We start from the raw sequence: 25,777 nt of genomic DNA, 5'->3' as shown, positions 1-25,777 counted from the left end.
TCGAGACCAGAGCATGACCCAGACCAGGGGGAACGGAAGCAGATGACGATGACACCGGAGCAGGCGACCTGGTTCGCCGGCACCTTCGACCGCCTCGTGCAGAACGTCGGGCAGGCCGTGCTAGGAAAGCAGGAGGTGATCCGGCTCACGCTCATGGCGCTGATCGCCGAGGGGCACATCCTCCTGGAGGATGCACCGGGCACGGGCAAGACCAGCCTCGCCAAGGCCCTCGCCGCGACCGTGCAGGGCACGCATCAGCGCATCCAGTTCACGCCCGACCTGCTGCCCTCCGACGTCACGGGTGTGACGATCTACGACCAGAAGACCGGCGCGTTCGAGTTCCACCGCGGCCCGATCTTCGCCTCGATCGTCCTCGCCGACGAGATCAACCGCGCCTCGCCGAAGACCCAGTCGGCCCTGCTGGAGGTGATGGAGGAGTCGCGCATCACCGTGGACGGCGTCGTGCACGAGGTGGGCCGCCCGTTCCTCGTCATCGCCACGCAGAACCCCATCGAGCAGGCGGGGACCTACCGCCTCCCCGAGGCGCAGCTCGACCGCTTCCTCATCAAGACCTCGATCGGCTACCCGGACATCGCCAGCGTCGAGCAGATCCTCGCCGGGTCCGCGGTGCGGAACCCGTCGGCGACCCTCTCCGCGGCGATCACCACCCAGGCGGTCGCCGACATGGCCGACCTCGCCTCCACGGTCCACGTGGACAGCGCCGTCCTGCGGTACGCGGCGCAGCTCGCCGAGGAGACCCGGAACGCGCCCGAGGTGCGCCTCGGCGTCTCCGTCCGCGGCTCGATGGCGATCATCCGCGCGGCGAAGGTGTGGGCAGCCGCGCAGGGCCGGCCTTTCGTGCTCCCGGACGACATCAAGGACCTCGCCGCACCGGTGTGGCTCCACCGCTTCGTGCTCGATCCCGAGGCCGAGTTCTCGGGCACCACCGCCCCGCAGGTGCTCTCGCGCATCCTGGCCGACGTGGCCGCGCCGCAATCGAGGCAGCCCGTCGCATGACCTTCGTGCGCACCACCCTCGCCCGTGCCGGAGCGGGAGCCGCCAGGCTGCGTGACAGCCGGGCGGCACAGTGGTGCCTGGAGACGGCCCTCCCCCGCATCGTCGGGGTCTGGCGGAGGGTCTGGGGCGTCGCCGGCCCCATCCTGTCGATCCCCTCGGCCTTCGGCTGGGCGGTGCTCGCCGCCGCCGTCGTCGCCCTCGTCCTCGGCGCGGTGTTCGGCTGGCTCGAGCTGACCACCATCGGGTTCGTGGGCCTCGTGGTCCTGCTCGTGGCGGTCGGGTTCGTGGTGGGGCGGTCCTCGTTCCGCGTCGACCTCGATCTCGCCCTCACCCGCGTGGTGGTCGGCGAGCGCGCGGTCGGCCGCATCGCGGTGACCAACACGGGCGCCCGGTCGACCCTCCCCGCCCGGATCGAGCTGCCCGTCGGCGCATCGTTCGCGTCGTTCCACCTCCCCCGGCTCGAGCCGAACGGCCAGCACGACGATCTCTTCGGCATCCCCACCACCCGCCGGTCGATCATCACGGTGGGCCCCGTCCGGTCCGTGCGCGGCGACGCGCTCGGACTGCTCCGCCGCGAGGTGCGCTGGACGGATCCCCAGGAGCTGTTCGTGCATCCGCGCACCATCAGCATCGAGGGCTCCTCCTCGGGGTTCCTGCGGGATCTCGAGGGCATCGCGTCGAAGGACCTCGCCAACGACGACGTCTCCTTCCACGCCCTCCGCGAGTACGTGCCCGGCGACGACCGCCGGTACATCCACTGGAAGACATCGGCCCGCACGGGCACCCTCATGGTGCGCCAGTACGAGGAGACGCGGCGCTCGCACCTCGCCATCGCGCTCTCGACGTCGTCCTCCGACTACCTCGATCCCGAGGAGTTCGAGCTCGCCGTGTCGACCTGCGGGTCGCTCGGGCTGCAGGCGCTCCGCGAGGAGCGCGACCTCACCGTGCTCGTGCCCGGCCGTGCCCTGCACACGGAGACGGGGCGACGCCTGCTCGACGACCTGTCGGGGGTGGAGCTGACGTCCTCCCGCCAGTCGATCGTCCAGCTCGCGAAGGCGACGGGCAACGCGGTGCCGAACGCCTCGGTCGCCGTGCTCGTCTTCGGCGCCGACGTCACCGCCACGGAGCTGCAGACCGCATCCGTGCACCTGCCGCTCGGCGTGCGGACCATCGCCGTGAGCTGCGTGCCCGGCCAGACCGTCTCCCGTCGCCAGATCGGCGACCTCGTGCTGCTGTCCATCGGCGAGCTGGCCGAGCTGCCGCCCGCCCTGCGGAGGGTGAACGCCGCGTGAGCGACCCATCGAGACGAGCCGCCCGCAGGGCGGCGTCCCCGTCGTCCCGTCCCGCCTCGGCCGGCGGCCGACGCGCGGCGGCCGCGCCGGGGAGACAGCCCGGTGCGCGCCGCACAGGATGGCCCCTGGCGATCGACTGCCTGGCCATGGTCGCCCTGCTCATCGTGGCCGTGCTCGGCTTCGGCCCGGCCTTCGGGGGGACGGGGTGGATGGTCGCCGCCGGCGGCGGAATCCTGCTCGGCCTCGCGATCGCCCTGCTCTCGGTCGCGTTCCGCTGGAACGTCTTCTTCGTGGTGCTCGGCACGATCGTGGCCTACTTCGTCTTCGGCTCCGCTCTGGCCGTGCCGTCGCGGGCACTGCTCGGTGTGATCCCCACCGGGCAGAGCCTCCGCGACCTGGTGCTCGGGATCGTGTTCTCGTGGAAGGACGTGCTGACGCTGCAGGCGCCGGTCGGCGGGTTCCCCTCGACGCTCGTCGTACCGTTCCTGTCGACCCTCGTCGCCTCCGTGATGGCCATCACGTTCGCCGTGCGGTTCCGGCGCGCCGCGGCCTGGGCTCTGCTGCCCGCCACCGCGCTCCTCGTGACCGCGATCGTGTTCGGCACCAAGGAGACCGCCGCCCCGCTCGTCCAGGGGCTCGTCTTCGCCGGTGTCGCGCTCGGCTGGTGGGCCTGGCGCCGGTTCGAGAACCGCGCGGAGGCCGCGGCGGGCACCGCCGTCACCGACTCGACGAAGGACGCCGCCCGCCTGCGCTCCGTGCGGCTCGCCACCGGCGCGGGCCTCCTCGTCGTCGCGATGGGCGTCGGCCTCACCGCGGCCGCCGTCACCCCGATGTCGACCCGAGACGTGCTGCGCGACCAGATCGTCCCCCCGCTCGACCTGCACGACTACGCCAGCCCGCTCGTCGGGTTCCGCAAGTACGTGCGCGACGACAAGGACGTGACCCTGTTCACCGTCAAGGGTCTGCCCGACGGGGCCCGGGTCCGTCTCGCCACCCTCGATCAGTACGACGGCATCGTCTACAACGTCGCCGGCGACGGATCCAGCGGCTCGGGCACGTTCTCGCGCATCAGCGACACCATCCCCTCCTCCGGAGCGCAGGGCCAGAGCGCCTCGATCGACGTCACCGTCGACGACTACTCCGGGGTGTGGATCCCGGATGCGGGCTATCTCGACTCGTTCCAGTTCGAGGGCCCGCGAGCCCAGGACCTCGCCGAGTCGCTGCACTACAACAGCGTGACGGGTGTCGCCCTGACCACTCTCGGCCTGCAGTCCGGCGACTCCTACTCGTTCGACACCGTCATCCCTGCCAAGCCCAACGACGAGCAGCTCGAGAGAAAGGGCATCGACCAGCTCTCGCTGCCGAAGTCGAACGGCGTGCCCGACGAGGTGACGGCCCTCGCCATCCAGTTCGCGGGCGAGGCTCAGTCGCCGATCGCCGAGGTGCGCAACATCGAGACCTCCCTGAGCCAAGGCGGCTTCTTCAGCCATGGGCTCGAGGGCGAGGCCACATCGCGCGCCGGACACGGCGCCGAGCGCATCGCCTCCCTCGTCGGCGCCGACCAGATGATCGGCGACGACGAGCAGTACGCGGTCACGATGGCGCTCATGGTGCGCTCCCTCGGCATGCCCGCCCGCGTGGTGATGGGCTTCTACCCCAAGGAGTACGCGGGCCAGGACGCCGAGCAGCCGATCACCGGCGACGACGTGCACGCCTGGGTCGAGGTGCCGTTCCAGGGCGTCGGCTGGGTCGCCTTCGACCCGACGCCGCCGGAGGACCAGGTGCCCCTCGAGGAGGCGCCGAAGCCGAAGTCCGACCCCAAGGCGCAGGTGCTGCAGCCACCGCCCCCGCCGCAGGAGCCGGCGGAGCTCCCGCCGGACATCCGCACCGACGACACGGACCAGGATCCGATCGTCACGACCGACTGGACCTGGGTGCTCGTCCTGGGCATCGGCGGCGGCATCCTCGTGCTCGCCCTGCTGCTGCTGGCGCCGGTCGTGCTGATCGGACTGCTGAAGGCCAGACGGCGGAAGCAGCGCCGGTTCGCGCCTGTCCCCGCCGATCGGGTGAGCGGGGGCTGGGACGAGATCGTCGACCGCGCCGGCGACTTCGGCACACGCTCCCCGCGCGGCGTGACGCGCCGTGAGAACGCCCTCGTGCTGGAGTCCGCGTATCCGGCCGCGGGCATCGGCTCCGCGGCGCGATCCGCCGACTCGGCGGTGTTCGGCCCCGGCGACCCGACACCCGAGCAGGTGGACGCGTTCTGGTCCGAGGTCGACTCGATCGTCGCGTCCATGGCAGGCTCGAAGTCGGCATGGCAGCGCCTCCGCGCGCGACTGTCGCTCCGCTCGTTCCAGGAACGGGCCGCGGAGCGCAGGGCGCAGCGGGCGGCGCGGCGCACGGCGGCGCGGGCAGCGGGTCGCGGCGGCGCCTCGGAAGGGGGAGCGAGATGAGCGACACGTCGACGGTGGCGTGCCTGCAGTGCGGGTCGGCGGTGCCGAGGAACGCGCCGTTCTGCCTGGTCTGCGGAACCCCGGTCGCCTCGCGCACCCACGCGGCCGCGCTCGGCGCTCCGCCCGCGCCCGACACGAGCTGGCGCCCGGCGCCCGCAGAGGCGCCGATCCCCCGCTCGAGCGTGCTCCGTGCCGAGTACGGGTGGCGGGTGCTCGCGTGGCTCATGGACTACGCGATCACGGCGGTGATCGGTCTGGCGGTGACGATCCCCATCGTGTCGCTCGGCGCGATCCAGGTCCTGCCCTCGGGCTCGCTGCGCGTCAGCATCGGACCGCTCGGGACGCTCCTCATCCTGCTGGCCTGGTACGCGTATCCGATCGCGATGCTGTTCCTGCAGGCGTTCCGCGGGTTCTCGCTCGGGATGCTGACGTGCGGCATCCGCGTGGTCGACCTCGCCACCCTGCGCCGTCCGGGCATCGGGCGGATCCTCATCCGCGACCTCGTCGTCTTCGCCGGGCGGCTGGTGTTCGGCATCGGCGAGCTCGTCGTCTACCTGTCACCGCTCTGGGACTCCACCCGTCGGCTCCAGGGGTGGCATGACAAGGCGGCGAGGACGTGGCTCATCGACGTGCGGCGCGGGCCCAACCCGGTGACCGCGGACCCGTCGCGTCTCGTCGAGGACGAGTGGACGCCTCCTGGAGCCCCCGTTCCGGTGCCGGCGGGGAGCGGCGCGCCCGTGCCGCAGCATCCCTCGGCGCCGCCGACGATCGCCGTGCCCGAGCCCGCGTCGTTCGGGGCACCCGCTGCCCCCGCTTCCTTCGCGGCGCCCGCGGCACCCGCCGCCCCTGGCTCCTTCGCGGCACCCGCCGCGCCCGAGTCGGCGGGCTTCGCCCCACCGGCAGCACCTCAGTCTCCCCGATCCGAGCCGGCGCCCTTCGCGCCATCGGCTCCCGCGCAGCCCTCCGGCCCCGGGACTGCCGGGCCCGCCATCACCGGGCCCGCGCGGATCGGAGACCCGCAGCCCACGACACCGGTGCAGTTCGGGGCGTTCACTCCCCCGCCGCTCCCCACGGGCGACGCCGGCTCCTCCGGTCTCATCGACAGCATCCCGGGCTTCTCCGCACCTCGGCCTCCGGCCGGCCCCGAGACGCGGGACCCGGCGGCGGGATCCGGCGGCGATCTCGACAGCACGCGCCTGGCGGACTCCGCTCCCCTCGGACGTGCGGCGGTGGCGGCGTCGTTCACGCTCGACAGCGGCGAGGTCTTCCCCATCACCTCCGGGGGCGTCATCGGGCGCGACCCGGTGCCCGCATCCGGGGCGATGGCGATCCGCCTCCCCGGCGACGCCCTCTCCGTGTCGAAGACGCACCTCGAGTTCGGCCTCGACGGCGGCGCCGTGTGGGTGCTCGACCGCAACTCCACGAACGGATCGTCGATCGTCGACCCCCGCGGGTTCGAACGGGTGCTCACCTCCGGCCGGCGCGAGGTCGTCGGCGACGGCGACCGCGTGCGGATCGGCACGAGGAGCTTCACCGTGCGCTCGGGGCTGAGGTCGGCATGACCGGCGACCACAGGACGACGGTCGCGATCGAGACGCTGACCACGCGCTCGGGGTCGGCGACGCACACCGGTCTCCGCCGCCAGACCAACGAGGACTCGCTCCTCGACGCGTTCCCGGTCTTCCTCGTCGCCGACGGGATGGGCGGGCACGAGGCGGGCGAGGTCGCCAGCGCCCTCGCCGTGGAGGCCTTCGCCGCCATCGCGGGGGGCCGCTCGGCGAGCGTCGCCGATGTCCGCTCCGCGTTCACTCGCGCCGGGCGCGCCATCTCCAACCTCCGGTCGACGGGGACGCGACGTGCCGGGACGACGGTGTCGGGCGCCGCGGTGGTCGAGAACGAGGGCGAGGCGTACTGGCTGGTCTTCAACCTCGGCGACTCGCGCACCTACCGCGTGCACGGCAACGACGTCGAGCAGATCAGCGTCGACCACTCCGTGGTGCAGGAGCTCGTCGACGAGGGCGAGATCGACGCGGCGGCCGCGGCGTCGCATCCGGGGCGGAACGTCATCACCCGCGCACTCGGCGCCGGCGGCGACCATCGACCCGACTTCTGGCTGATGCCGATCGAGCCGGGTGACCGCATCCTCATCTGCAGCGACGGCGTCTCGGGCGAGCTCGATCCCGCCATGATCCGCCGTGTGCTGCTGGAGGAGGCGGAGCCGCAGGCCGCCGCCGTGCGGCTCGTGCACGAGGGGATGCTCCGGGGAGGCCGCGACAACCTCACCGCCGTCGTCGTCGACGTGGCGGATGCGCGCCGCGGCGCCGAGCGACCTGAGCACGACGACGAGGACACGGTGCCCCGACCGCCGGTGACCGCAGGAGGACGAGCGTGACCGCACCCGAGATCCGCTACCGCCCTGGGACGCTGCGCGCCGTCGTCTCACCCCTCGGCGTCGCCGTGCTGCCCGACACCATCGACGCCGTGCTCCTCGACCGCATCTGGCGCGACCTCGAGTCGGGCCTGGGCCTCGAAGCCGTGTTGGAGTCGCTCACCGGGGCGTTCGGCACGAGCCTGCGCCTGATCCCGCCGTTCGCGGTGATCGCCCTCGACGAGTCGGGCATGGATGCGCGGGTCGCCGTGCGCGGGGACCTCTCGATCGAGGCGGTCGAGGCCACGGGCAGCGAGCCCGTGACGGTGTCCGGCTCCGACGTCACCACGTGGAGCGAGCGGGTGCTTCGCTCCCCTCGGTCGCTCGAGGTGCGCTCGGCGCAGACCGCCGCTCCCGAGGAGCTCGGCATCGCCTCGGGCATCGTCCTCGCGAGCACCCTCACCCTCTCCTTCACACCCACCCCCGCATCCACTGCTCAGAACGCGCAGCACCCCCACGAGGACCGCGCGGAAGCTGAGCACTCGACGCCCACCGCCGCTCACCCCGCACCCTCGAGTGCTCAGAATGCGCAGCTTCCCCCCGCGGTGGGCTCAGAAAATGAGCACTCAGCACCCACCCTCGCGCTGCCCGTGACACCACCCGCACCCCCGAGTGCTCAAAATGCGCAGCTTCCCCCCGCGGATGGCGCGGAAAGTGAGCACTCAGCACCCACCCCCGCGCTGCCCGCGACACCACCTCTACCCTCGAGTGCTCAGAATGCGCAGCTTCCCCCCGCGGTGGGCGCAGAAAATGAGCACTCAGCACCCACCCCCGCGCTGCCCGCGACACCACCCGTACCCGCGACTGCTCAGAATGCGCAGCACCCCCGCGAGGACGGCGCGGAAAGTGAGCACTCGGAGCCGGAGGCGCACCCCGAGGAGACCATCAGCGCGCCCGAGGAGACCCTCGCGGCGGCGCCCGAGGGAGCGCCCACGGAGGCGCTCGAGCCCTCGAGTGCTCAGGATGTGCGGCGTCCCGACGAGGATGGCGCGGAAAGCGAGCAGTCGACGGGGGACGAGGCACAGGGCGGCGAGGTGCCCGAGGCGACGGTGGGCGAGCTGCCGGACGACGCCTACGACCACCTCTGGGGCGCGACGGTCGTGAAGTCGGTGGAGACGGCGGCGGTGCGCGAGGTGGAGGAGGACGACGAGTCGCCCGAGCCCGCTGCCGAGCCCGTCGTGGCGCCGGCGCCCGAGCCCGAGCCCGCCGCGCCTGCCCCGGCCCCGGAGCCGTCCGCATGGACCGCCCCGCCGGCCACCGGCCTCATCGACAGCGTCCCCGGCTTCGGCACCATCGGGACACCCGCACCCGCACCGTCTGCACCCGCACCGGCCGCACCCGCGGCACCGGAGCAGCGCCGCCCCCTCGCGGCGCCCCCGGCGTACACGGCGGAGCCCACGGCATCCGCCCCCGCGACGAGCCCCGCCGACGACCACGACGGCCTCACCGTCACCGTCTCGGAGCTCGAGGCCATGCGCCGCCTCTCCGCGGCGAGCGACGGCGCGGGCGCGGGCCAGGCGACGGCGGACTCCGGTGACGAGCCCGTCGCACTCGGCCGCATCGTGCTCTCGACCGGCGAGACCCACGTCCTCGACCGCCCGGTCATCATCGGCCGACGGCCTCGCGCCAACCGGGTCCAGGGCGACCGGATGCCGCTGCTCATCGCGGTCGACAGCCCGGAGCAGGACATCTCGCGGAACCACCTCGAGGTGCGTCTCGAGGGACGCCACGTGCTCGTCGCCGACATGCGGACCACCAACGGCTCGGTGCTGCACCGCGAGGGCACCCCGCCGCTGCGGCTGAGCCCCGACGAGGCGGTGCTCGTGCTCTCGGACGACCTCGTCGACCTCGGCGACGGCGTCACCGTGCGCTTCGAGGAGATCCCGTGAGCGCCCGGCGACCGCCGTCCGCCCCGCCCGAGATCCCCGGCTTCGAGTACCAGAGCCTGCTCGGGTCGGGCGGGTTCGCCGACGTGTTCCTCTACGACCAGCGGATGCCCCGGCGCCGGGTGGCCATCAAGGTCCTGCTCAAGGAGTCGCTCACCCAGGGCGCGCAGGAGAGCTTCGAGGCCGAGGCGAACCTCATGGCCCAGCTCTCGACGCATCCGTCGATCGTCACGATCTACCAGGCCGGCGTCGCCGACGACGGACGCCCGTACCTCGCCATGGAGTACTGCCCCAAGCCGAACCTCGGCGCGCGGTACCGCAAGGAGCGGATCAGCGTCGCCGAGGCCCTGCGCATCGGCGTGCAGGTGGCCGGCGCCGTCGAGACGTCGCACCGCGCCGGCATCCTCCACCGCGACATCAAGCCGGCGAACATCCTCGTCACCGAGTACAACCGACCGGCGCTGACCGACTTCGGCATCTCGGTCGCCCTCGTCGGCGACCCGGAGCGCGAATCGGTCGGCATGTCGATCCCCTGGTCTCCGCCCGAGGTGTTCGAGTCGTCGCCCTCGAGCGGCGTCGCGGCCGACGTGTACTCCCTCGGCGCCACCGTCTACACGCTCCTCGCCGGACGCTCCCCCTTCGAGGTGCCCGGCGGGTCGAACACCGGCCTCGACCTCATCACGCGGATCCAGTCGTCGCCGCTCTCGCGCATCGGCCGAGCCGACGTCCCCGACTCGCTGGAGGACGTGCTCGCCACCGCGATGGCCAAGCGGCCGGATGCGCGCTACGCCTCCGCGCTGGAGCTGGGACGCGCCCTGCAGAAGATCCAGCTCGAGCTGAGCCTGTCGGTCACACCCACCGACGTGCTCGACGAGTCCCTCCCCGCCGAGAGCGTCGAGGAGGAGGACGAGGGCAACACCCGGGTCCGCGGCATCGTCACCATCGACCCCACCGGGCCGGCGCCGACGGGCCCGGCGCGGTCCGACACGAGCACCGGCGCACGGCCCGCGCAGCCCCGCTGGGGCGAGTCGCTGCGCCCTGATCCCGTCCACGACACCGTGGCCTCGACGATCGCACGCCCCGGCTCACCCGCGCGGCCCCCGGCCGGCTCAGCGCCCTCCCGTCCGGCCACGCCCTCGGCGCCCTCCCCGTCGCCGGCCGGCGCCGCCCCCGGTCGCGCCCCGTTCGCCGCCCCCTCCGGCGCCGCGCCGGCGGGCATGCCCGTCCCGGCCGCCGATCGCGCGGACGCCTTCGGCATCGAGCAGACGATCCACCGTCCGCCCCAGGCACCGACGGACGACGAGGACACGAACCGGAAGCGCTCGCGCCTCCCGATCATCGTGGGGGCCTCGCTCGTGGCCGCCGCCGTGCTCGTCACCGGGATCGTCTTCGCGGTGAACGCGGGAACGGGCAGCCCGTCTGCGGTGGAGACCGACCCGGGTGTGGCCCCGATCGACGTCCTGCCCGCGCAGAGCGTGAAGCCGCCGACCGACCTCAAGGGCACCGTCACCGCCGAGGGCGTCGTCTTCACCTGGACCAACCCCGACCCGCAGTCGGGCGACCGGTATCAGTGGGGAGTCGTCACCCAGGGCGCCGAGACGACGCTGCAGCCCGCGGCCCAGCCCACGGCCACCGTGCCGCTGCCCGCCGCCGGAGGACGGGTCTGCATCGAGGTCGCCATCGTCCACACCGACGGACGCGGTTCCGAGCCCGTCACCGGATGCGCGCCATGAGCGAGCCGACCACCCAGGAGGAGGCGCGCCCGGGGTCGAGCGCCAGCGTCGAGTTCATCGGCGAGTGGTACCGCCTCGACCCGTCGAAGCCCTTCGAGATCGGGCGCGAGGCCGATCTCGACATCGACGACAACCAGTACCTGCACCGGCGGTTCCTGTCGATCCAGTTCGTCGACGGACTGTGGTGGCTGAGCAACGTCGGATCGCGCCTGTCGGCCTCGGTGTCGGACCCGTCGGGCACCATGCAGGCATGGCTCGCTCCCGGTGCCCGGCTCCCCATCGTCTTCGCGCTGACCACCATCGTGTTCACCGCGGGGCCGACCAGCTACGAGTTCACCATCCACACCGACGCGCCCGCCTTCGTCGACTCGGCTCCGCAGCGCAGCCCGAGCGGCGAGACCACGGTCGGCGCGGTGACGTTCACCCTCTCGCAGCGGCAGCTCATCCTCGCCCTCGCCGAGCCCATGCTGAAGCGGGAGGGGACGGCGACCAGCGAGATCCCCTCGTCGGCGAACGCCGCCAACCGCCTCGGCTGGGCGCTCAGCCGCTTCAACCGCAAGCTCGACAACGTCTGCGACAAGCTCAGCCGGGCCGGCGTCGACGGCCTCCGTGGGGGTGCCGGCGCGCTCGCCACCAACCGCCGTGCCCGTCTCGTCGAGTACGCCGTGCTCAGCCGCCTCGTCACGAAGGACGACCTGCCCCTCCTCGACCAGTCGGCCGACGAGGACTGACCCCGGCCCACCCCAGCACTGACGGAAGGCATCCCCCCGAGCCATGCGCATCAAGGCGACACTCACGCGACCCGGCGGCACCTCGACGAGCGTGCAGATCACCGCCGACGCCACCGCCACCGTGGCCGACGTCGCCGGCGCGCTCTACTCGGGCGATCCGGAAGGGCCGCAGACCGCCGCCCCCGCCGGGCTCACGCTGCGCATCCGGGGCCTCAGCGGCGAGCCGCGCACGCTCGATCCCACCTCCAACCTGCTGGATGCGGGGGTCCGGTCGGGGTCGTTCCTCGAGATCGCGCGTCACAGCGAGGGCTTCTCGGCGAACGCCGCCGGGCCTGCGGCCGCGGTGCTGCGGGTGCTGTCCGGCCCCGACGAGGGGGCCGAGTTCCCGCTGCCGTTCGGGTCGAGCATCATCGGCCGCGAGCGCGGCGTCGACGTCCGGCTCGGCGACGGCCTCGTCTCGAAGCGCCACGCGCGCGTGAACATCGGCGAGCACGTCGAGATCATCGACCTCGGCAGTGCGAACGGCCTGCTCATGGGCGGGGAGCAGGTCTCGCGCACGACGCTGACCAGCGCCAACGTCGTGGTCCTCGGCGACACCGCGCTCCGTGTCGTGCCGTTGCAGCGACTCGGGGGCAGCGCTCCCTCCACGCCGGTCATCGAGTTCAACCGGTCCCCGCGCGTCATCTCGCGCTATCCCGGGAAGCACTACCCGGCGCCCACCCCGCCCAAGAAGCCCCAGCCGCAGCCGTTCCCGGTGCTCGCGCTGATCGCGCCCCTCATCATGGGCGCGGTGCTCTTCGCCGTCACCCGGTCGCCGCTCAGCATCATCTTCGTGGCGCTGAGCCCGCTGCTCATGATCGGCACCTGGCTCGACCACGAGATCTCGAGCCGCCGGCAGCTGCGCGACACGATCAAGCAGTTCAAGGCCTCGCTCGAGACGTTCGTGGCGAAGATGCACGACCGGCAGCGCGTCGAACGCGCGGTGCGGCTCACCGAGACGCCGTCGGTGGCCGAGAGCGTCGACGCCGCCGACCGGCTCGGCACCCTGCTCTGGACCAACCGCCCCGAGAACCCGGGCTTCCTCACCCTGCGGCTGGGCGTGGGCACCGCTCCCAGCCGCGACGTCGTCGAGCTGCCGACCGAGAACGACGCCCTGCCCGAGTACTACACGCAGGTCGAGGAGGTCGCCGACCGGTTCTCGCGGATCGAGGGCGTGCCCGTGGTGGCCGACCTGCGCCGCGACGGTGCGCTCGGCATCGCCGGGCAGGGCGAGCTGCGTCACGGCGTGGCGCGCGGGCTCGTCGCCCAGGTGGTGGCCATGCACTCGCCCGCCGAGGTGGTGATCTGCGCGCTCACCTCCCCCGCGAGCCGGGCGACCTGGGAGTGGCTCGAGTGGCTGCCCCACACCAGCTCGCCCCACAGCCCGCTCTCCGGCGACCACCTCTCCGACAACCCGGGATCGGGCGTGGCCCTGGTGTCGCGGATCGAGGCGCTGATCGAGTCGCGCACCCGGAACGCCGTGAAGCCCCGCGGGCCGATCGACCTGGGCTCGGCGGAGGATCGCGAGATCCCCCATCCGATCGTGCCGTCGGTGGTGCTCGTGGTGGAGGACGACGCCCCGCTCGACCGCGGGCGGCTGACCCGCATCGCCGAGCGCGGCGCCGACGCCAACGTCCACGTCATCTGGGCGGCGCCCTCCCTCTCGCAGCTCCCCGCGGCCTGTCGCAGCTTCGTCACGGTGGAGACCACCGACGCCGACGCCACGACGGGGCTGGTCCGCCTGGGCGAGTTCACCTACCCGGTGGCGAGCGAGTCGGTCTCGGCCGAGATCGCGCTCCGGCTCGGTCGCGAGCTCTCGCCCCTGGTCGACGTGGGCGCTCCGATCGACGACGAGTCCGACCTCCCCCGCCAGGTCTCGTACCTGGCGCTGGCGGGCAAGGACCTCGCCGATCACCCCGAGTCGGTGGTCGATCGCTGGCGCGAGAGCAACTCGATCGCCCTGCGCGACGGGTCGCCGCCTGTCCGCCGCAAGAAGGAGGGCTCGTTGCGCGCCCTCGTGGGGCACAGCGGCACCGAGCCGTTCTACCTCGACCTGCGCAGCCAGGGTCCGCACGCGCTCGTGGGCGGCACGACGGGTGCCGGCAAGTCCGAGTTCCTGCAGTCGTGGGTGCTCGGCATGGCCGCGGCGCACAGCCCCGACCGCGCCACCTTCCTCTTCGTCGACTACAAGGGCGGCGCCGCCTTCGCCGACTGCGTGGGGCTGCCTCACACGGTCGGGCTCGTCACCGACCTCTCGCCCCACCTGGTGCGGCGGGCGCTGACGAGCCTGCGGGCCGAGCTCCGCTACCGCGAGCACCTCCTCAACCGCAAGAAGGCGAAGGACCTGGTCTCGCTCGAGAAGACCGGAGACCCCGACACCCCGCCGAGCCTGCTGATCATCGTCGACGAGTTCGCCGCGCTCGTGCAGGAGGTGCCCGAGTTCGTCGACGGCGTGGTCGACGTCGCACAGCGCGGCCGCTCGCTGGGTCTGCACCTCGTGCTCGCCACGCAGCGCCCCGCGGGCGTGATCAAGGACAACCTGCGCGCCAACACGAACATGCGCATCGCCCTGCGCATGGCGGATGCCGCCGACTCCGATGACATCCTCGGCTCTCCCATGGCGGCCTACTTCGACCAGTCGATCCCCGGCCGCGGCGCCGCCAAGACCGGCCCGGGCCGGATCGCCGGCTTCCAGACCGGATACGCCGGCGGCTGGACGACCGACGCCCCGACCCAGGCGCGGATCGACATCGTCGAGCTCGACTTCGGCACCGGGTCCACCTGGGACATGCCCGAGATCGAGGTCGCCGACGTCACCGACCCGGGGCCGACCGACATCGCGCGACTCGTGACGAGCATCCGCGGCGCCTCGAGGCTCGCGTCGATCCCCGAGCCCCGGAAGCCCTGGCTCGACGAGCTCGCCCCCGTCTACGACTTCTCGCTCCTCCCGAACCCCCGCACCGACGAGGCGCTCCTGCTCGGCGTCATCGACCTCCCGGAGAGCCAGAGCCAGCCCACGGTGTTCTACGAGCCCGACCGCGACGGCAACATGGCCATCTACGGCACGGGTGGCTCGGGCAAGAGCGCGACCCTGCGCACGATCGCGATCTCGGCCGCCGTCACTCCGCGCGGCGGGCCGGTCCACGTCTACGGCCTCGACTTCGGATCGTCGGGCCTGCGGATGCTCGAGGAGCTCCCCCACGTGGGAGCGATCATCGACGGCGACGACGAGGAGCGCGTGGTCCGGCTCCTCCGCATGCTCCGCGACCTCGTCGACGAGCGCTCGATCCGCTACTCCGAGATCCGCGCCGGATCCATCGGCGAGTACCGCCGGCTCGCAAACGCCCCCGACGAGCCTCGCATCCTGGTGCTCGTCGACGGGATCGGCACGTTCCGCGACAGCTACGAGTTCGGCGGCAACTCGGCCTGGTTCACCGCCTTCTCGCAGATCGCCACCGACGGCCGCGGGGTCGGCGTGCACGTGGTGGTGACCGGCGACCGCCCCAACTCGGTCCCCCAGTCGCTCGGCTCGACCATCCAGAAGCGGCTCGTGCTGCGCCTGGCGAACGAGGACGACTACGCCATCCTCGGCGCGCCGAAGGACACCCTGTCGGCCACCTCGCCTCCCGGCCGGGGCATCATCGACGAGCACGAGGTGCAGGTCGCGATGCTCGGCGCCGACTCGAACGTCGCGCTCCAGGCGCGCGAGATCGCCCGGCTCGCCGAGGCCATGCGACGGCAGCGGATCACGCCGGCGGCGCCCGTCCTGCGTCTGCGCGACACGATCCCCCTCGACGACCTCCCCGCCTCGGCCGAAGGTCGGCCGGTGATCGGCGTGCGCGACGACGACCTCTCGCCGATGGGCATCGCCCCGCGCGGACCGTTCCTCGTGGGCGGGTCGTCGGGCTCGGGCCGCACCCAGGCGCTCGCCACCCTCGCGAAGGCCCTGAAGCGCACGTCGCCGGGCATCCGTCTCGTGCACGTCTCGGCACGGCAGACCTCCCTGTCGCAGCTCCCGCTCTGGGCGCTGTCGATCAACGACAAGGATCAGCTGGAGCGGTTCGCCGACGACGTCGACACGCAGCTGGAGTCGGGCTCCCTCCGTTCGGATCAGTTCGCCCTCGTGGTGGAGGGCATCGGCGACCTCGACGGGTCGCCGCTCGAGTCGACCCTCGACCGTCTGGTCAAGCGATGCCTGCGCGACGACGTCTTCGTGATCGGCGAGGGCGAGACGTCCACCTGGTCGTCGGCCTGGACGCTGGCGGCGCCCTTCAAGAACGGCAAGCGCGGGCTGCTGCTCGTGCCGGGCGACATCGACGGCGACTCGCTGCTCGGGACGTCCCTGCCGCGCTTCAAGCGAGCCGACCTGCCGCCCGGCCGCGGGTTCCTCATCCAGCAGGGCCGCGCGGTCAAGCTCCAGGTCGCCCTCTCGTGAACTGCGCTCTGATCAGGGATTCTCCGCTCACGCAGGGCATGGGGAGAGCATGGGGAGTTCTCCCCATCGCGGGATCCGCCCACCCCCAATAGCTTGTTCTTACGAGGGAATCACCTCGGAGGAACGTAGGAGGGCCACCCGGCCCGCCACAACACAGAGGGAGAAGAAGACATGGCCATGTGGGGACTCGATGTCGAGCAGGTCCGTCAGCTCAGCAAGAAGCTGCACAACAAGTCGGAGCAGGTGCAGGAGATCCTGACCACGCTCTCCAGCGCTCTCGAGTCGGTCGACTGGAAGGGTCCCGACGCCGAGAAGTTCCGCAGCGAGTGGAAGGGCACGCACACCGCGGCCCTCAAGAACGTCATCAACGCTCTGAACGACGCCTCGCAGAAGGCGACGCAGAACGCCAACTCGCAGGAGCAGACGTCGAACTCCTGATCGACGACGAAGGGCTCTCTCCTCTCGGAGGGGGCCCTTCCTCCGATTCGGGAGCCGACACGAGGGTGGGTTGAGAGGGTCTCATGGGTATCTACGGCGCCGACGTCGCTGAGCTGCGCAAGCTCGCGAAGAAGTTCGAGAACGCTGCGCAGGATCTCACGAGCATCCAGTCGACCCTGACCACCAGCGTCAACCAGACGCAGGCGTGGCAGGGTCCGGATGCGTCGGAGTTCCGCAGCGACTGGAGCAGCGTTCACACGGCGAAGATCAAGGCGGTCGTGACCGCGCTGCAGAGCGGCGGCTCCGACCTCGCCAAGAACGCCGACGAGCAGGAGCAGACGTCGACCGACGGCGGCAGCATCGGCGGCGGCTCCGGATCCGGCGGGTCCGGGTCGGGTGGGTCCGGGGGCGGATCCACCGGAGGCGGCAGCGCCGGAGGCGGCGGCGGAGGCGGCGGGGGCGGCGGCACCGGAGACGGACCGACGGCGTCCGGCGGCGGATACGCACACGGGTTCGAGGACAGCGGATACGCCGACGCCGGGACCTCCACCGACGAGAACGGCAACGCGAACGCGAACGCCGAGGCGGGCTGGCAGTGGGGCGCCGGAGCCGGGGTGAACGGCGAGTTCGACGCGGGGTGGGCGTCGGGCGAGGGCCAGGCGGACGCGTTCGCGGGCTTCGACTCCAACGCATCCGCGGGCGCGGGCATCGGCCCCGACGGCGCACACGCCGAGGCGGGCGCCGACGCGTTCGTCGGCGGTGAGGCGAGCGCCTCGGGCTCGGTCGAGCTCTTCAACGGCGGCGCCACGGCCTCCGGCAGCGCCGACGCGATGGCCGGTGCTGAGGCCGGCGCCAACGCGAGCGCCACGATCGGTCCGGACGGAGCCGGTGTCTCCGCAGGTGCCAACGCGTTCGCCGGCGCCTCCGCGGGCGTCGACGGCAGCGTCTCCGCCGGTGGCGTGACCGTCGGTGCGGGCGCCGAGGCCGTCGCCGGCGCCGGCGCCTGGGCCGAGGTCGAGGCGAACGTCGGCTGGGACGAGGTGAGCGCCTCGTTCGACGTCGGCGCCGCTCTCGGCATCGGAGCGGGCGTGAACTTCGACATCTCGTTCAGCCCGTCCGACGCCGTCGACTCGGTGGCCGGATTCTTCGGATTCTGACCATCCCCTGTTGATCACTCGACCTCAGCCACATTCTCAGAAAGGCTCGAACCATGACGAACACCATCACCTTCCCGGGTGAGAACACCCCCGCGTTCCCCGCGGTCGCCCTCCACCTGCCCGACGACTGGCGCGAGATCGTCGTCGCCGGCACCGTGCTCGCCGGCGCCAAGTCGGTGCCCGAGGGCGAGTTCCGTCCCAACGTGGTCGTGGCGCTGTCGCGCTTCGCCCGCGGCTACACGCTCGACGACGCCATCCGCACGGTCACCGAGAAGGTCGAGTCCATCGACGGTGCCGTCGAGCTCGGGCGCGACGACTACGAGGTGCTCGGCCGTCCCGGCTTCCGCATCGAGTTCTCCTACCCCGACCCCCGCGTCGGCACGCTCATGCAGGGCGTGCGGATCGCGGTGATCGAGCACGGCGCGGTCGCCGACCTCGTCCAGGTCACCGCCACCGCGACCGGGACGCAGGCGACCGAGCTCTGGGGCGAGCTGCGCGACGTGCAGTCCTCGCTGTCGGAGGCGACCGCCGGGGTGGCGTGAGCATGGCCGAGTCCCTCGAGAGCGCGCAGCAGCGCGTCCTGTCCCTGAACGGCCCCGACGTCCCGTTCGAGTTCAGCCCGACCGCCACGGGGGTGGTGGGCAGGTGGAAGTACGCCGACGTCAAGTGGGCGGCCTTCACCGGCGCCGGCCTGATCGACGCCTCCTATGTCCTCACGGTCACGCTCGATCCGGCCGAGGGCACATGGGAGTTCGACGAGCAGGACTCGCAGTCGGGCGTGAAGGTCTCCGGCGGCGCGGGCGGGTTCAGCATCAGCGGCGGGACCTCGACGTTCCGGGGCCACCAGACCCGCACGACCAGGACGTGGGGCGCGGGGACGGCGGCCTCCACCACCGATCGTCAGGGCGAGCACCTCGGGAACACCTACGGGTACACGTTCTCGACGTCCGAGATCAAGGATGCGGCGATCGCCGCGCTCGAGGTGGCCGGCTACTCGAAGAAGAAGGGCTTCTTCGGACGGCTCTTCTCGTAGCCTCGCCCTCGCTCGGGCATCCCCTTCAGCCGTCGTGCTGCGGTGCCGCCGGTCGCCCGGCGGCACCGTCGCGTCGGTCGCGATCGGGCAGCAGCTCGTCGAGCTCTCGGCGGGCCGCGTCGAGCCGGCGGCGCGCGAGCGGGACCTGCCACCACCGCGCGGCGGCGAGCGCGGCCTCCGCCTCGCGCACGCGGACGCGCGCGGCGACCAGGAGCGCGTCGCGTTCGAGCAGTGCACGCTCCGCCTCGGTGTAGAGCTCCTCGCCGCGGTCCTCGACGGCGACCGCGATCCACGCACCGGCGACGAGCGCGATCACGCTGATGATGCGGAACCACAGCAGCATCGCGATGAACACCACGAACGACGACAGCAGCGGGTTCTGCGTGGCGCCGCTCAGCAGGCGCCCACCTCCGGCCTGCAGCAGCACCAGCGCGAACGCCCCGGCGAAGGCGCCGGGCAGCATCCGCCTGAATCGGATGCGGGCCCTGGCGAGGAACCGGAAGAGCGTCACCAGGGCGGCGGTGTCGACGACGAACACGAGCGCGAGCCCCGCCGCTCCGGCGAGGAGCGACTGGATCCAGCCGCGGGTCTCGACGCCGACGAGGTCGAGGAGCCAGTCGACCGCCGCGGTGCTGACCACGCTGAGCACGGCGGTGAACAGGAGCATGAGGCCGAAGGCGAGCGCGACGAGGAAGTCGCGCGCCTTGAGCAGCACGTAGGGGCGCTCATCCCGCGGCAGCCGGAAGATCGACCGCATCGCCAGGCGCGAATAGGTGATCCAGCTGGTCGCGGTCCAGAACAGGATGACGACGGCCACGAGACCCGTGACCGTGAGCACCGAGGTGGTGGAGGTGGCGATCTCCCGGATGGCGGCCGTCGTGATGACGCCCTCGTCACCGATCAGGCCCGGGACGTAGGTGTTGATCACATCGATCAGCGCCTCCATCGTCTCCGGAGACTGCACGAGCCAGATCCCTGCGACGGCGAACACCACGTAGACCCCGGCGAAGACGGCGAACAGCGCCTGGTAGCTCATGCCCGCGGAGAGCACGAACCCGTTGCCCACGAGGAACCGACGCCAGACGCGCACCGGGAAGAGCGCGAGCGTGCGCTCGGTGACCCGGGTGACGGTCTCGATCGGCTCCTGGAAGCGCTCCTGCAGACGGTCCTGGATGCGCTCGGTCAGCCGCGCCTGATCGTCGACCTGCGGATCCTCAGCCCGCTGCTCGGCCTCGGCCACGGGCAGCCGTTACGGACGGCGGGCCAGGTAGAGCGCGACGGCGTCGCAGGCGGTCTGGTGGTCGATCACGTCGGGCTCGCCCGAGGCGGTGATCGTACCGACGACCTCCCCGGCGACCAGGATCGGGATGGCTCCGCCGTGCGACCGCATCACGGAGTGGTCGAACGCGGGATCGGTGTCGTCCTCGAACCGGCGCCCCTCGGCCTCGTACCGGCGGCGCACGAGCAGGGACGGCACACCGAAGTGACGGGCGACCGCGGCCTTGCCGGCGAGCCAGAAGTCGTTCTCGGGGCCCGTCGCCCCGAGCTTGGCGCGGAACACGAGGTCGTCGCGCAGCACGACGTCGACCGCGAGATCGAGCGCGCGCTCCCGGATGAGGGCGACGGCGAGCGTGCCGAGGTCGACCGCGTCCTCCTTCGTGAACGAGTGGACGTCGAACGGGGCCACGGCCTCGAGATCGTCGACGGTGAAGACGGGGAGCTCGCGTTCGCTCATGCGCTCAGCCTACCGGCGCGCCACCACCGGCCGGGCTCGCTCGGCCATCGGGCCGCCGGGCTCGCCGGATCTGACAGTCGTGGCGGCTTCTGCGCGGATGAGGTCACCACGAGTGTCAGATCCGCACCGCGCCCAGCGGGCGCGGGTCACCAGCGACGGGTGAGGGGCGGCCAGTCGGCTCGGGAGGCGGCCGCGTCGTAGGTGGCCTCGAGGAACGACAGCACCAGCGCATCCGGGTCGGCGGCGGTGCGCACCGTCTCCCACGGCAGCAGGAACTCGCCGAACGTGTCGCTGAAGAAGGCGCCGTCGGGGACGGGCGCCGCCGCGAAGCCCTCCGGGGCGGGGTACGCGTAGGAGTAGAAAGCACCCTCCTCGCCGCCGCCCGGCCAGAAGCCGGCGCTCGAGAGCTCGTGCGAGTAGCCCTCGTGCATCACCCAGTCGGGGCAGTGCGGCGCGCCACCCGGATGCGTCGGGGCGGGTCGACCTGAGAACCGCGTCACGGCGAGGTCCATCGCGCCCCAGAAGAAGTGCACGGGGCTGACCTTGCCGGTGAAGGAGGAGCGGAAGCGGCGGAGGATCCGGTCGGCCTGCACCAGCTGGCGCCAGAACGCGGTCGCGTGCTCGGGGACGTAGGTGTGGTGGACGGTGTCGTCGGGGAACGGGATCGCGACCTCGACCTCGTTCGGCACGGGCCGGATGCTCACCGCGACGCCGAGTCGATCGAGGGACTCGAGGACGGCGACGTAGAAGTCGGCGACGCTCAGCCCCGGAAGCGGGAACGACACGCGACGCCCGTCGCTGCACCGCAGCACGAGCTCGTGCGCGAGGAGGTCGAACTCGATCTCGAGCTCGCCCCCCTCCCCGCCGGCGGCGCGGGCCGGCATCAACCCGGTCGCCAGGCCCCGCGCGGTCACCTGCAGCGAGACGTGCCACCAGTGGTTGATCGGGGCCGCCAGCGCCATCCGCACCTTGCCGACGACCTGCGTCCACAGGTGGAGCGTCTCCCGCGTCGCCGTCCACTCGTCGACCCGCAGCGCGGGCCAGGCCTCCGTCGTCGCGCTCGTCTCGCTCATTCGACCAGCCTAGGAGAGCGCCTGTTCACTCGTGGCCGATGACGCGGATGACTTGACGGAGTAGCCGCGTCGATAGACGGTGCCCGCCTCCGCGTCCGGCGTGACGCCGTCCGGGCGACCCTAGGCGGACGCGCCCGCGGCGACCTCGCGCGTGGGCTCCCAGCCGAGCGCGGGGGCGACGTAGCGGGCGAAGGACTCCATGAGACGGAGGTTGAAGGCGACGCCCAGCTGGCTGGGGATCGTGATGGTCAGCGTGTCGGCCGACTGGATCGCCGCATCCTGCAGCAGCTGCTCGACCAGGACGTCGGGCTCGGCCGCGTAGGTCTTGCCGAACGTGGACGTGGTCCCGTCGATGACGCCGATCTGGTCGCCGTCCTGGCGTCCGCCGAAGTACATCCGCTCCTCGGCGGTCGTGATCGGGATGATGCTGCGGCTCACGGAGACGCGCGGCTCCCCCGCGTGGCCGGACTCGCGCCACGCGGCACGGAAGGCCTCGATCTGCTCGGCCTGCAGCACGTCGAACGCGCGACCGTCGGCCTCGGTGAGGAGGGTCGACGACATGAGGTTCACACCCAGGCGTCCGGCCCACTCCGCGGTCTCGCGTGTGCCCGCGCCCCACCAGACCCGCGATCGCAGGCCGGGCGAGTAGGGCTCGATGCGCTGCAGCCCGGTACCACCGCCGAAGGGGCTGTGCGGGTCGCGCTCGGCAAGGCCCACGCCGTCGATGGCCTCGAGGAAGCGCAGGAAGTGCTCACGACCGAGGTCGGCTCCGCGGGGGTCGTCCGACTCGTAGCCGAAGACCTCGTACCCACGGTGGACGGTCTCGGGTGATCCCCGGCTCACGCCGAGGGCGAGACGCTCGCCGCTCATGAGGTCGACGGCCGCCGCCTCCTCCGCCAGGTAGAGCGGGTTCTCGTAGCGCATGTCGATGACGCCGGTGCCGATCTCGATGCGCTCGGTGCGCGCCGCGATCGCCGCCATGAGCGGCAGCGGCGCGGACTGCTGTCGTGCGAAGTGGTGCACGCGGAACGCGATCCCGTTCACGCCGAGCTCGTCGAGCCCCTGCGCGAGGTCGATCGCCTGCAGCATGGAGTCGCGCGCCGTCAGCTCGCGACCGCCACCCAGGGGGCCGTAGTGTCCGAACGAGAGAGTGCCGAATCGCTTCACGCCCTCCTCAACCGTCCTGCGCTCCGTTCCATTCCTTCGAATGGAGATCGGCGGCGGTGGAGACCGGCGGATCAGCTGCTGAGGCGCTCCGGGTGGTAGGGGCGGCGGCGGATGTCGTGCAGCGCGACGGGCCGACGGCAGGCGAGCGCGACGAGATCGCCCTCCGCGACGTCGCCCGGCAGCGCGATCCGCAGGTCGCCCGGGCGGAGAGCGGGCCGGACGATGTAGGGACGCCGCATCCGCGTGCCCGCCCGGCCGAGGAGGAGGGCGGATCCTCGCACGACCGCGTCCGCGTCGAGCTCGGCGTCGAGCCACACCTCCTCGCCGACGCCGGACTCCGCGGCGATCACCGCCTCGACGCGGGTCACGACGACGCAGCAGAAGCGGCCCTCGATCGACGGCGCGGATCTCTCGCCCACTCTGACGAGCGGCGTGCCGACGGTGCCCGCGGCCTCCACCAGCGACTGCCCGAGGATGCTCACGTCGTCTCGCGTGAACACGGTGCCGACCGGCCACTCGGCGAACCGCGGATCGAGGGCGCGCCGGCGGAAGGAACCCACGGTGTGTATCAGCATCAGCGTCCCCCTCGGAGGTCGCGGAGGCAGACGGTGCCGGCGCAGGGCACCGCGACGAGGTCGCCGGGGAGGACGTCCGCGGGGAGCGAGACCACCGCATCCTGCAGGCTGCCGATCGCGAAGCGCGTGATGCGGGCCGTCGAGACGCGACCGAGGAGTCGGGCCTCCGCCAGCTGCGGGGAGACCCGGGACAGCTCGGCGTCGAGGCGGATTCGTCCGCCCTCGGCCTGCAGCACCGTGGCGACCACGACCGTCGCCTCCCCGGTCGGAGAAGGGCGGCCGTGCGTGCCCGGCAGCGCGGCGGCGGCGCTGTGGACGCAGGGCGTGTCGCACACCTCGGCGAGGCGGCAGAGCGACACCCCCGCGACGACGACATCGGTCGTGGTGGCGGTGGTCGACTCGGGCCAGAGGTCGAACGCGAGCGGATCGGGGATGCTGTGGCGGAGGGTGGGGAGCAGTGCGGTGAGTGTCACATCCGCAGGTCTACGCGCGCAGCGCCCGCGCCCGGCCGGTCCTCACGGATTCCTGACGGCCGCCCTCCCGGTGCTCACGCCACCCTCACGCCCGCGCCCGACGGCACGGGCGGAGGCGCCGAGCCGCCGCCGCCCGCAGCGCTGCGGGTTCCGCCCGCTGAGCGTGCTGGGGAGGCCCCAGGGGCGGCGAAGCGGCGCGCAGCGGGCGCAACCCGCACCCCACCGCCGCGAGCCGCGCCACTCCGGTGCCTGCGGCCGGCGCCCGAGGCCCTGGCTCAGCGGCGGACGGCGCGCACCACCTTCCCCGCGAGCTTCAGCGCGATCCAGCCGCCGACGATCCAGGGGCCGGCGACGATGATCGGGTCGATCCAGGCGTGGTGGGTGTCGACCCGCGTCGACCCGACGCGGGAGGACCAGCCGTGCCTGCGGCGCTCGCTGAGGATCCCGGTCTCGGTGACGGGGTTGTCGGGCCGCCCGCTGAACAGGGACGCCACGTGCGCACCGGCAGCGTCGATGCGGTCGCCCACGACGAGCAGCAGCCAGTGAGCCGCCCGCCCCTCGCTGAACCGCGCGTACGCGACGCGGCGCACGATCCCGGACACCCCGTGCAGCGGCGCGACCGTGCCGAACACCGGGGGCAGCATCCCGTGCTCGATCGACCGCTCGCGGGGATGCAGCTCGGGCTGACGGTCGGGGAAGTCCCAGTGCGCTCCCGTCGCCTCGGGCGCGTAGCGCTCCCGCGGGACGGCCGGGCGGTCGGCGGGGTCGAGGTCGACGCCCCAGCCGGGGATGCGGGCGCGGAGGTCGTCCGAGTTCTCGCGCGGGGCGGGCTTCTGTGCGGTGTACGGCATGGTGTCCTCCTAGGCGGCGTCGAACTCGATGACGGTCTTGATGTTGCCGTCGAGCTTCGCCGAGAACATGTGGTAGCCCTCGGCGATGTGCTCGAGCGGGATGCGGTGGGTGATGATCTGGTTCGGCTTCAGATGGCCGTTCCGGATGTGCTCGAGGAGTCTCGGCCACTGGCGCTTGACCGGGCACTGGTTCATGCGCAGCGTGAGGCCCTTGTTCATGGCGTCACCGAACTTGACGGCGCTGAACAGGGGACCGTAGGCGCCCATCACCGAGACCGTCCCGCCCTTCCGGACCGAGTCGATGGCCCAGTTGAGCGCGACGGGCGAGCCGCCCTGCAGCTTCAGCTTCGCCGCGGTGATGTGCTGGAGCAGGTTGCCGTCGGCCTCCGCGCCGACCGCGTCGATCACGACGTCCGCGCCGAGATGGTCTGTCGCCCGCTTCAGCGTGACGACGATGTCGTCGTGCTCCGCGAAGTCGATCGTCTCGGCGTGCGCGAACTCGCGCGCCTTCGCGAGGCGGTACTCGAGGTGGTCGACGACGATCACCCGACCCGCCCCCATGAACCACGCCGACCTCGCCGCGTACAGGCCCACGGGACCGGCGCCGAACACCACGACGGTGTCGCCCTCGCGGATGTCGCCGAGCTGAGCGCCGAAGTAGCCGGTGGAGAGCGCATCCGTCATCACCAGGGCATCCTCGTCGTCCAGCCAGTCCGGGATGACGCTCGGCCCGACGTCGGCGAAGGGCACCCGCACGAACTCGGCCTGGCCGCCGTCGTATCCCCCGCAGGTGTGCGAGTAGCCGTAGATGCCACCCACCGCGGTCGCGTTCGGGTTCACGTTGTGGCAGTTGGAGTAGAGCCCGCGGGCGCAGAAGAAGCACGACCCGCAGTACACGTTGAAGGGCACCATGACGCGGTCGCCGACCTTGAGGTTCTCGACCGACGGCCCCACCTCGTGCACCACCCCGATGAACTCGTGCCCGAAGGTGGTCCCGATCCGGGTGTCGGGCATGAGCCCGTGGTACAGGTGCAGGTCGGATCCGCAGATCGCCGCCTTGGTGACCCGGACTATCGCGTCATTCGGATGCTCGATCCGCGGGATGTCCTTCTCCTCCACACGGACCTTGTACGGTCCGCGGTACACCATCGCCTTCATGCTGGCTCCTTCGAGGGATCTCGGTCGGCGGGACATCGGTCGTCCGTCTCTCAGTGCAGGCCCAGGGCGCACCCTCATGCAACCCCCGTGCGGAGGCGCGTGC

21 protein-coding genes are annotated in these 25,777 nt (G+C 72.3%); 13 read left to right on the top strand and 8 right to left on the bottom strand.

What is annotated here, in order from left to right; all coding sequences use genetic code 11:
• The first annotated feature begins 42 nt into the window (after window positions 1-42).
• The 13 genes from IEX69_RS14915 (at window position 43) to IEX69_RS14855 (ending at window position 18,642) form a co-directional block, all read left to right on the top strand.
• The gene (locus IEX69_RS14915; RefSeq protein WP_085018222.1) at window positions 43-1,017 is read left to right on the top strand and encodes an AAA family ATPase; all 975 of its coding nucleotides are present in this window, start codon (window positions 43-45) and stop codon (window positions 1,015-1,017) included.
• The gene (locus IEX69_RS14910) at window positions 1,014-2,309 is read left to right on the top strand and encodes a DUF58 domain-containing protein (protein ID WP_085018219.1); all 1,296 of its coding nucleotides are present in this window, start codon (window positions 1,014-1,016) and stop codon (window positions 2,307-2,309) included. Before IEX69_RS14915 ends, IEX69_RS14910 begins: the two co-directional genes overlap by 4 nt.
• The gene (locus IEX69_RS14905) at window positions 2,306-4,762 is read left to right on the top strand and encodes a transglutaminase TgpA family protein (protein ID WP_157127072.1); all 2,457 of its coding nucleotides are present in this window, start codon (window positions 2,306-2,308) and stop codon (window positions 4,760-4,762) included. Before IEX69_RS14910 ends, IEX69_RS14905 begins: the two co-directional genes overlap by 4 nt.
• Window positions 4,759-6,324, top strand: coding sequence for an RDD family protein (locus tag IEX69_RS14900; RefSeq protein ID WP_174604389.1), 1,566 nt, complete (start codon window positions 4,759-4,761; stop codon window positions 6,322-6,324). Before IEX69_RS14905 ends, IEX69_RS14900 begins: the two co-directional genes overlap by 4 nt.
• Window positions 6,321-7,154 carry a PP2C family protein-serine/threonine phosphatase gene (locus IEX69_RS14895; protein ID WP_085018212.1) on the top strand — a complete coding sequence of 278 codons (834 nt, stop codon included), beginning with the start codon at window positions 6,321-6,323 and terminating at the stop codon, window positions 7,152-7,154. The genes IEX69_RS14900 and IEX69_RS14895 overlap by 4 nt, the downstream gene beginning before the upstream one ends.
• Window positions 7,151-9,079, top strand: coding sequence for an FHA domain-containing protein (locus IEX69_RS14890; protein WP_085018210.1), 1,929 nt, complete (start codon window positions 7,151-7,153; stop codon window positions 9,077-9,079). Before IEX69_RS14895 ends, IEX69_RS14890 begins: the two co-directional genes overlap by 4 nt.
• Window positions 9,076-10,809, top strand: a complete 1,734-nt coding sequence (locus IEX69_RS14885) for a serine/threonine-protein kinase (RefSeq protein ID WP_085018208.1) — start codon at window positions 9,076-9,078, stop codon at window positions 10,807-10,809. Before IEX69_RS14890 ends, IEX69_RS14885 begins: the two co-directional genes overlap by 4 nt.
• A complete protein-coding gene (locus IEX69_RS14880) occupies window positions 10,806-11,540 on the top strand; it encodes an FHA domain-containing protein (RefSeq protein ID WP_085021299.1) in 735 nt (244 codons plus the stop codon). Before IEX69_RS14885 ends, IEX69_RS14880 begins: the two co-directional genes overlap by 4 nt.
• Window positions 11,541-11,583: 43 nt before the next feature.
• Window positions 11,584-16,014, top strand: coding sequence for a type VII secretion EssC family protein (locus IEX69_RS14875; RefSeq protein WP_085018206.1), 4,431 nt, complete (start codon window positions 11,584-11,586; stop codon window positions 16,012-16,014).
• Window positions 16,015-16,185: 171 nt separating this feature from the next.
• Window positions 16,186-16,452: a WXG100 family type VII secretion target gene (locus IEX69_RS14870; RefSeq protein WP_085018204.1), complete on the top strand. Its 267-nt coding sequence runs from the start codon at window positions 16,186-16,188 to the stop codon at window positions 16,450-16,452.
• 83 nt (window positions 16,453-16,535) lie between these two features.
• Window positions 16,536-17,609 (top strand): WXG100 family type VII secretion target, encoded by a 1,074-nt coding sequence (locus tag IEX69_RS14865; RefSeq protein ID WP_085018202.1) that lies wholly within the window; start codon window positions 16,536-16,538, stop codon window positions 17,607-17,609.
• 53 nt (window positions 17,610-17,662) lie between these two features.
• A complete protein-coding gene (locus IEX69_RS14860) occupies window positions 17,663-18,151 on the top strand; it encodes a hypothetical protein (protein WP_085018201.1) in 489 nt (162 codons plus the stop codon).
• 2 nt (window positions 18,152-18,153) lie between these two features.
• Window positions 18,154-18,642: a hypothetical protein gene (locus IEX69_RS14855; protein WP_085018199.1), complete on the top strand. Its 489-nt coding sequence runs from the start codon at window positions 18,154-18,156 to the stop codon at window positions 18,640-18,642.
• 25 nt (window positions 18,643-18,667) lie between these two features.
• Here IEX69_RS14855 and IEX69_RS14850 read toward each other — a convergent pair whose 3' ends face one another.
• The 8 genes from IEX69_RS14850 to IEX69_RS14815 form a co-directional block, all read right to left on the bottom strand.
• Entirely contained in the window at window positions 18,668-19,882 is a 1,215-nt protein-coding gene (locus IEX69_RS14850; protein WP_085018197.1) for a YihY/virulence factor BrkB family protein, read from the bottom strand.
• Between the two features lie 9 nt (window positions 19,883-19,891).
• Window positions 19,892-20,377: a heme-degrading domain-containing protein gene (locus tag IEX69_RS14845; protein WP_085018195.1), complete on the bottom strand. Its 486-nt coding sequence runs from the start codon at window positions 20,375-20,377 to the stop codon at window positions 19,892-19,894.
• Window positions 20,378-20,523: 146 nt separating this feature from the next.
• The gene (locus tag IEX69_RS14840) at window positions 20,524-21,450 is read right to left on the bottom strand and encodes a DUF5996 family protein (protein WP_085018193.1); all 927 of its coding nucleotides are present in this window, start codon (window positions 21,448-21,450) and stop codon (window positions 20,524-20,526) included.
• A 120-nt stretch (window positions 21,451-21,570) separates the two neighbouring features.
• Entirely contained in the window at window positions 21,571-22,617 is a 1,047-nt protein-coding gene (locus tag IEX69_RS14835) for an LLM class flavin-dependent oxidoreductase (RefSeq protein ID WP_085018192.1), read from the bottom strand.
• A 71-nt stretch (window positions 22,618-22,688) separates the two neighbouring features.
• On the bottom strand, window positions 22,689-23,192 hold the full coding sequence (locus IEX69_RS14830) for a hypothetical protein (protein WP_085018190.1): 504 nt from the start codon (window positions 23,190-23,192) through the stop codon (window positions 22,689-22,691).
• Window positions 23,192-23,665 (bottom strand): hypothetical protein, encoded by a 474-nt coding sequence (locus IEX69_RS14825; RefSeq protein ID WP_085018188.1) that lies wholly within the window; start codon window positions 23,663-23,665, stop codon window positions 23,192-23,194. The genes IEX69_RS14830 and IEX69_RS14825 overlap by 1 nt, the downstream gene beginning before the upstream one ends.
• Window positions 23,666-23,940: 275 nt before the next feature.
• Window positions 23,941-24,516, bottom strand: a complete 576-nt coding sequence (locus IEX69_RS14820; RefSeq protein WP_085018186.1) for a hypothetical protein — start codon at window positions 24,514-24,516, stop codon at window positions 23,941-23,943.
• Between the two features lie 9 nt (window positions 24,517-24,525).
• Window positions 24,526-25,674, bottom strand: a complete 1,149-nt coding sequence (locus IEX69_RS14815) for a zinc-dependent alcohol dehydrogenase (protein ID WP_085018185.1) — start codon at window positions 25,672-25,674, stop codon at window positions 24,526-24,528.
• Between the last annotated feature and the right edge of the window lie 103 nt (window positions 25,675-25,777).

It is taken from the genome of Cnuibacter physcomitrellae (assembly GCF_014640535.1).
Classification (GTDB): Bacteria; Actinomycetota; Actinomycetes; order Actinomycetales; family Microbacteriaceae; genus Cnuibacter; species Cnuibacter physcomitrellae.
This window is presented reverse-complemented; position numbering and strand designations above follow the sequence as displayed.

Coding starts and splice junctions, on each gene's coding strand:
- IEX69_RS14915 (WP_085018222.1), top strand. CDS start 43: ATGACGATGACACCGGAGCAGGCGACCTGGTTCGCCGGCACCTTCGAC.
- IEX69_RS14910 (WP_085018219.1), top strand. CDS start 1,014: ATGACCTTCGTGCGCACCACCCTCGCCCGTGCCGGAGCGGGAGCCGCC.
- IEX69_RS14900 (WP_174604389.1), top strand. CDS start 4,759: ATGAGCGACACGTCGACGGTGGCGTGCCTGCAGTGCGGGTCGGCGGTG.
- IEX69_RS14895 (WP_085018212.1), top strand. CDS start 6,321: ATGACCGGCGACCACAGGACGACGGTCGCGATCGAGACGCTGACCACG.
- IEX69_RS14880 (WP_085021299.1), top strand. CDS start 10,806: ATGAGCGAGCCGACCACCCAGGAGGAGGCGCGCCCGGGGTCGAGCGCC.
- IEX69_RS14875 (WP_085018206.1), top strand. CDS start 11,584: ATGCGCATCAAGGCGACACTCACGCGACCCGGCGGCACCTCGACGAGC.
- IEX69_RS14870 (WP_085018204.1), top strand. CDS start 16,186: ATGGCCATGTGGGGACTCGATGTCGAGCAGGTCCGTCAGCTCAGCAAG.
- IEX69_RS14865 (WP_085018202.1), top strand. CDS start 16,536: ATGGGTATCTACGGCGCCGACGTCGCTGAGCTGCGCAAGCTCGCGAAG.
- IEX69_RS14860 (WP_085018201.1), top strand. CDS start 17,663: ATGACGAACACCATCACCTTCCCGGGTGAGAACACCCCCGCGTTCCCC.
- IEX69_RS14855 (WP_085018199.1), top strand. CDS start 18,154: ATGGCCGAGTCCCTCGAGAGCGCGCAGCAGCGCGTCCTGTCCCTGAAC.
- IEX69_RS14845 (WP_085018195.1), bottom strand. CDS start 20,377: ATGAGCGAACGCGAGCTCCCCGTCTTCACCGTCGACGATCTCGAGGCC.
- IEX69_RS14840 (WP_085018193.1), bottom strand. CDS start 21,450: ATGAGCGAGACGAGCGCGACGACGGAGGCCTGGCCCGCGCTGCGGGTC.
- IEX69_RS14830 (WP_085018190.1), bottom strand. CDS start 23,192: ATGCTGATACACACCGTGGGTTCCTTCCGCCGGCGCGCCCTCGATCCG.
- IEX69_RS14820 (WP_085018186.1), bottom strand. CDS start 24,516: ATGCCGTACACCGCACAGAAGCCCGCCCCGCGCGAGAACTCGGACGAC.
- IEX69_RS14815 (WP_085018185.1), bottom strand. CDS start 25,674: ATGAAGGCGATGGTGTACCGCGGACCGTACAAGGTCCGTGTGGAGGAG.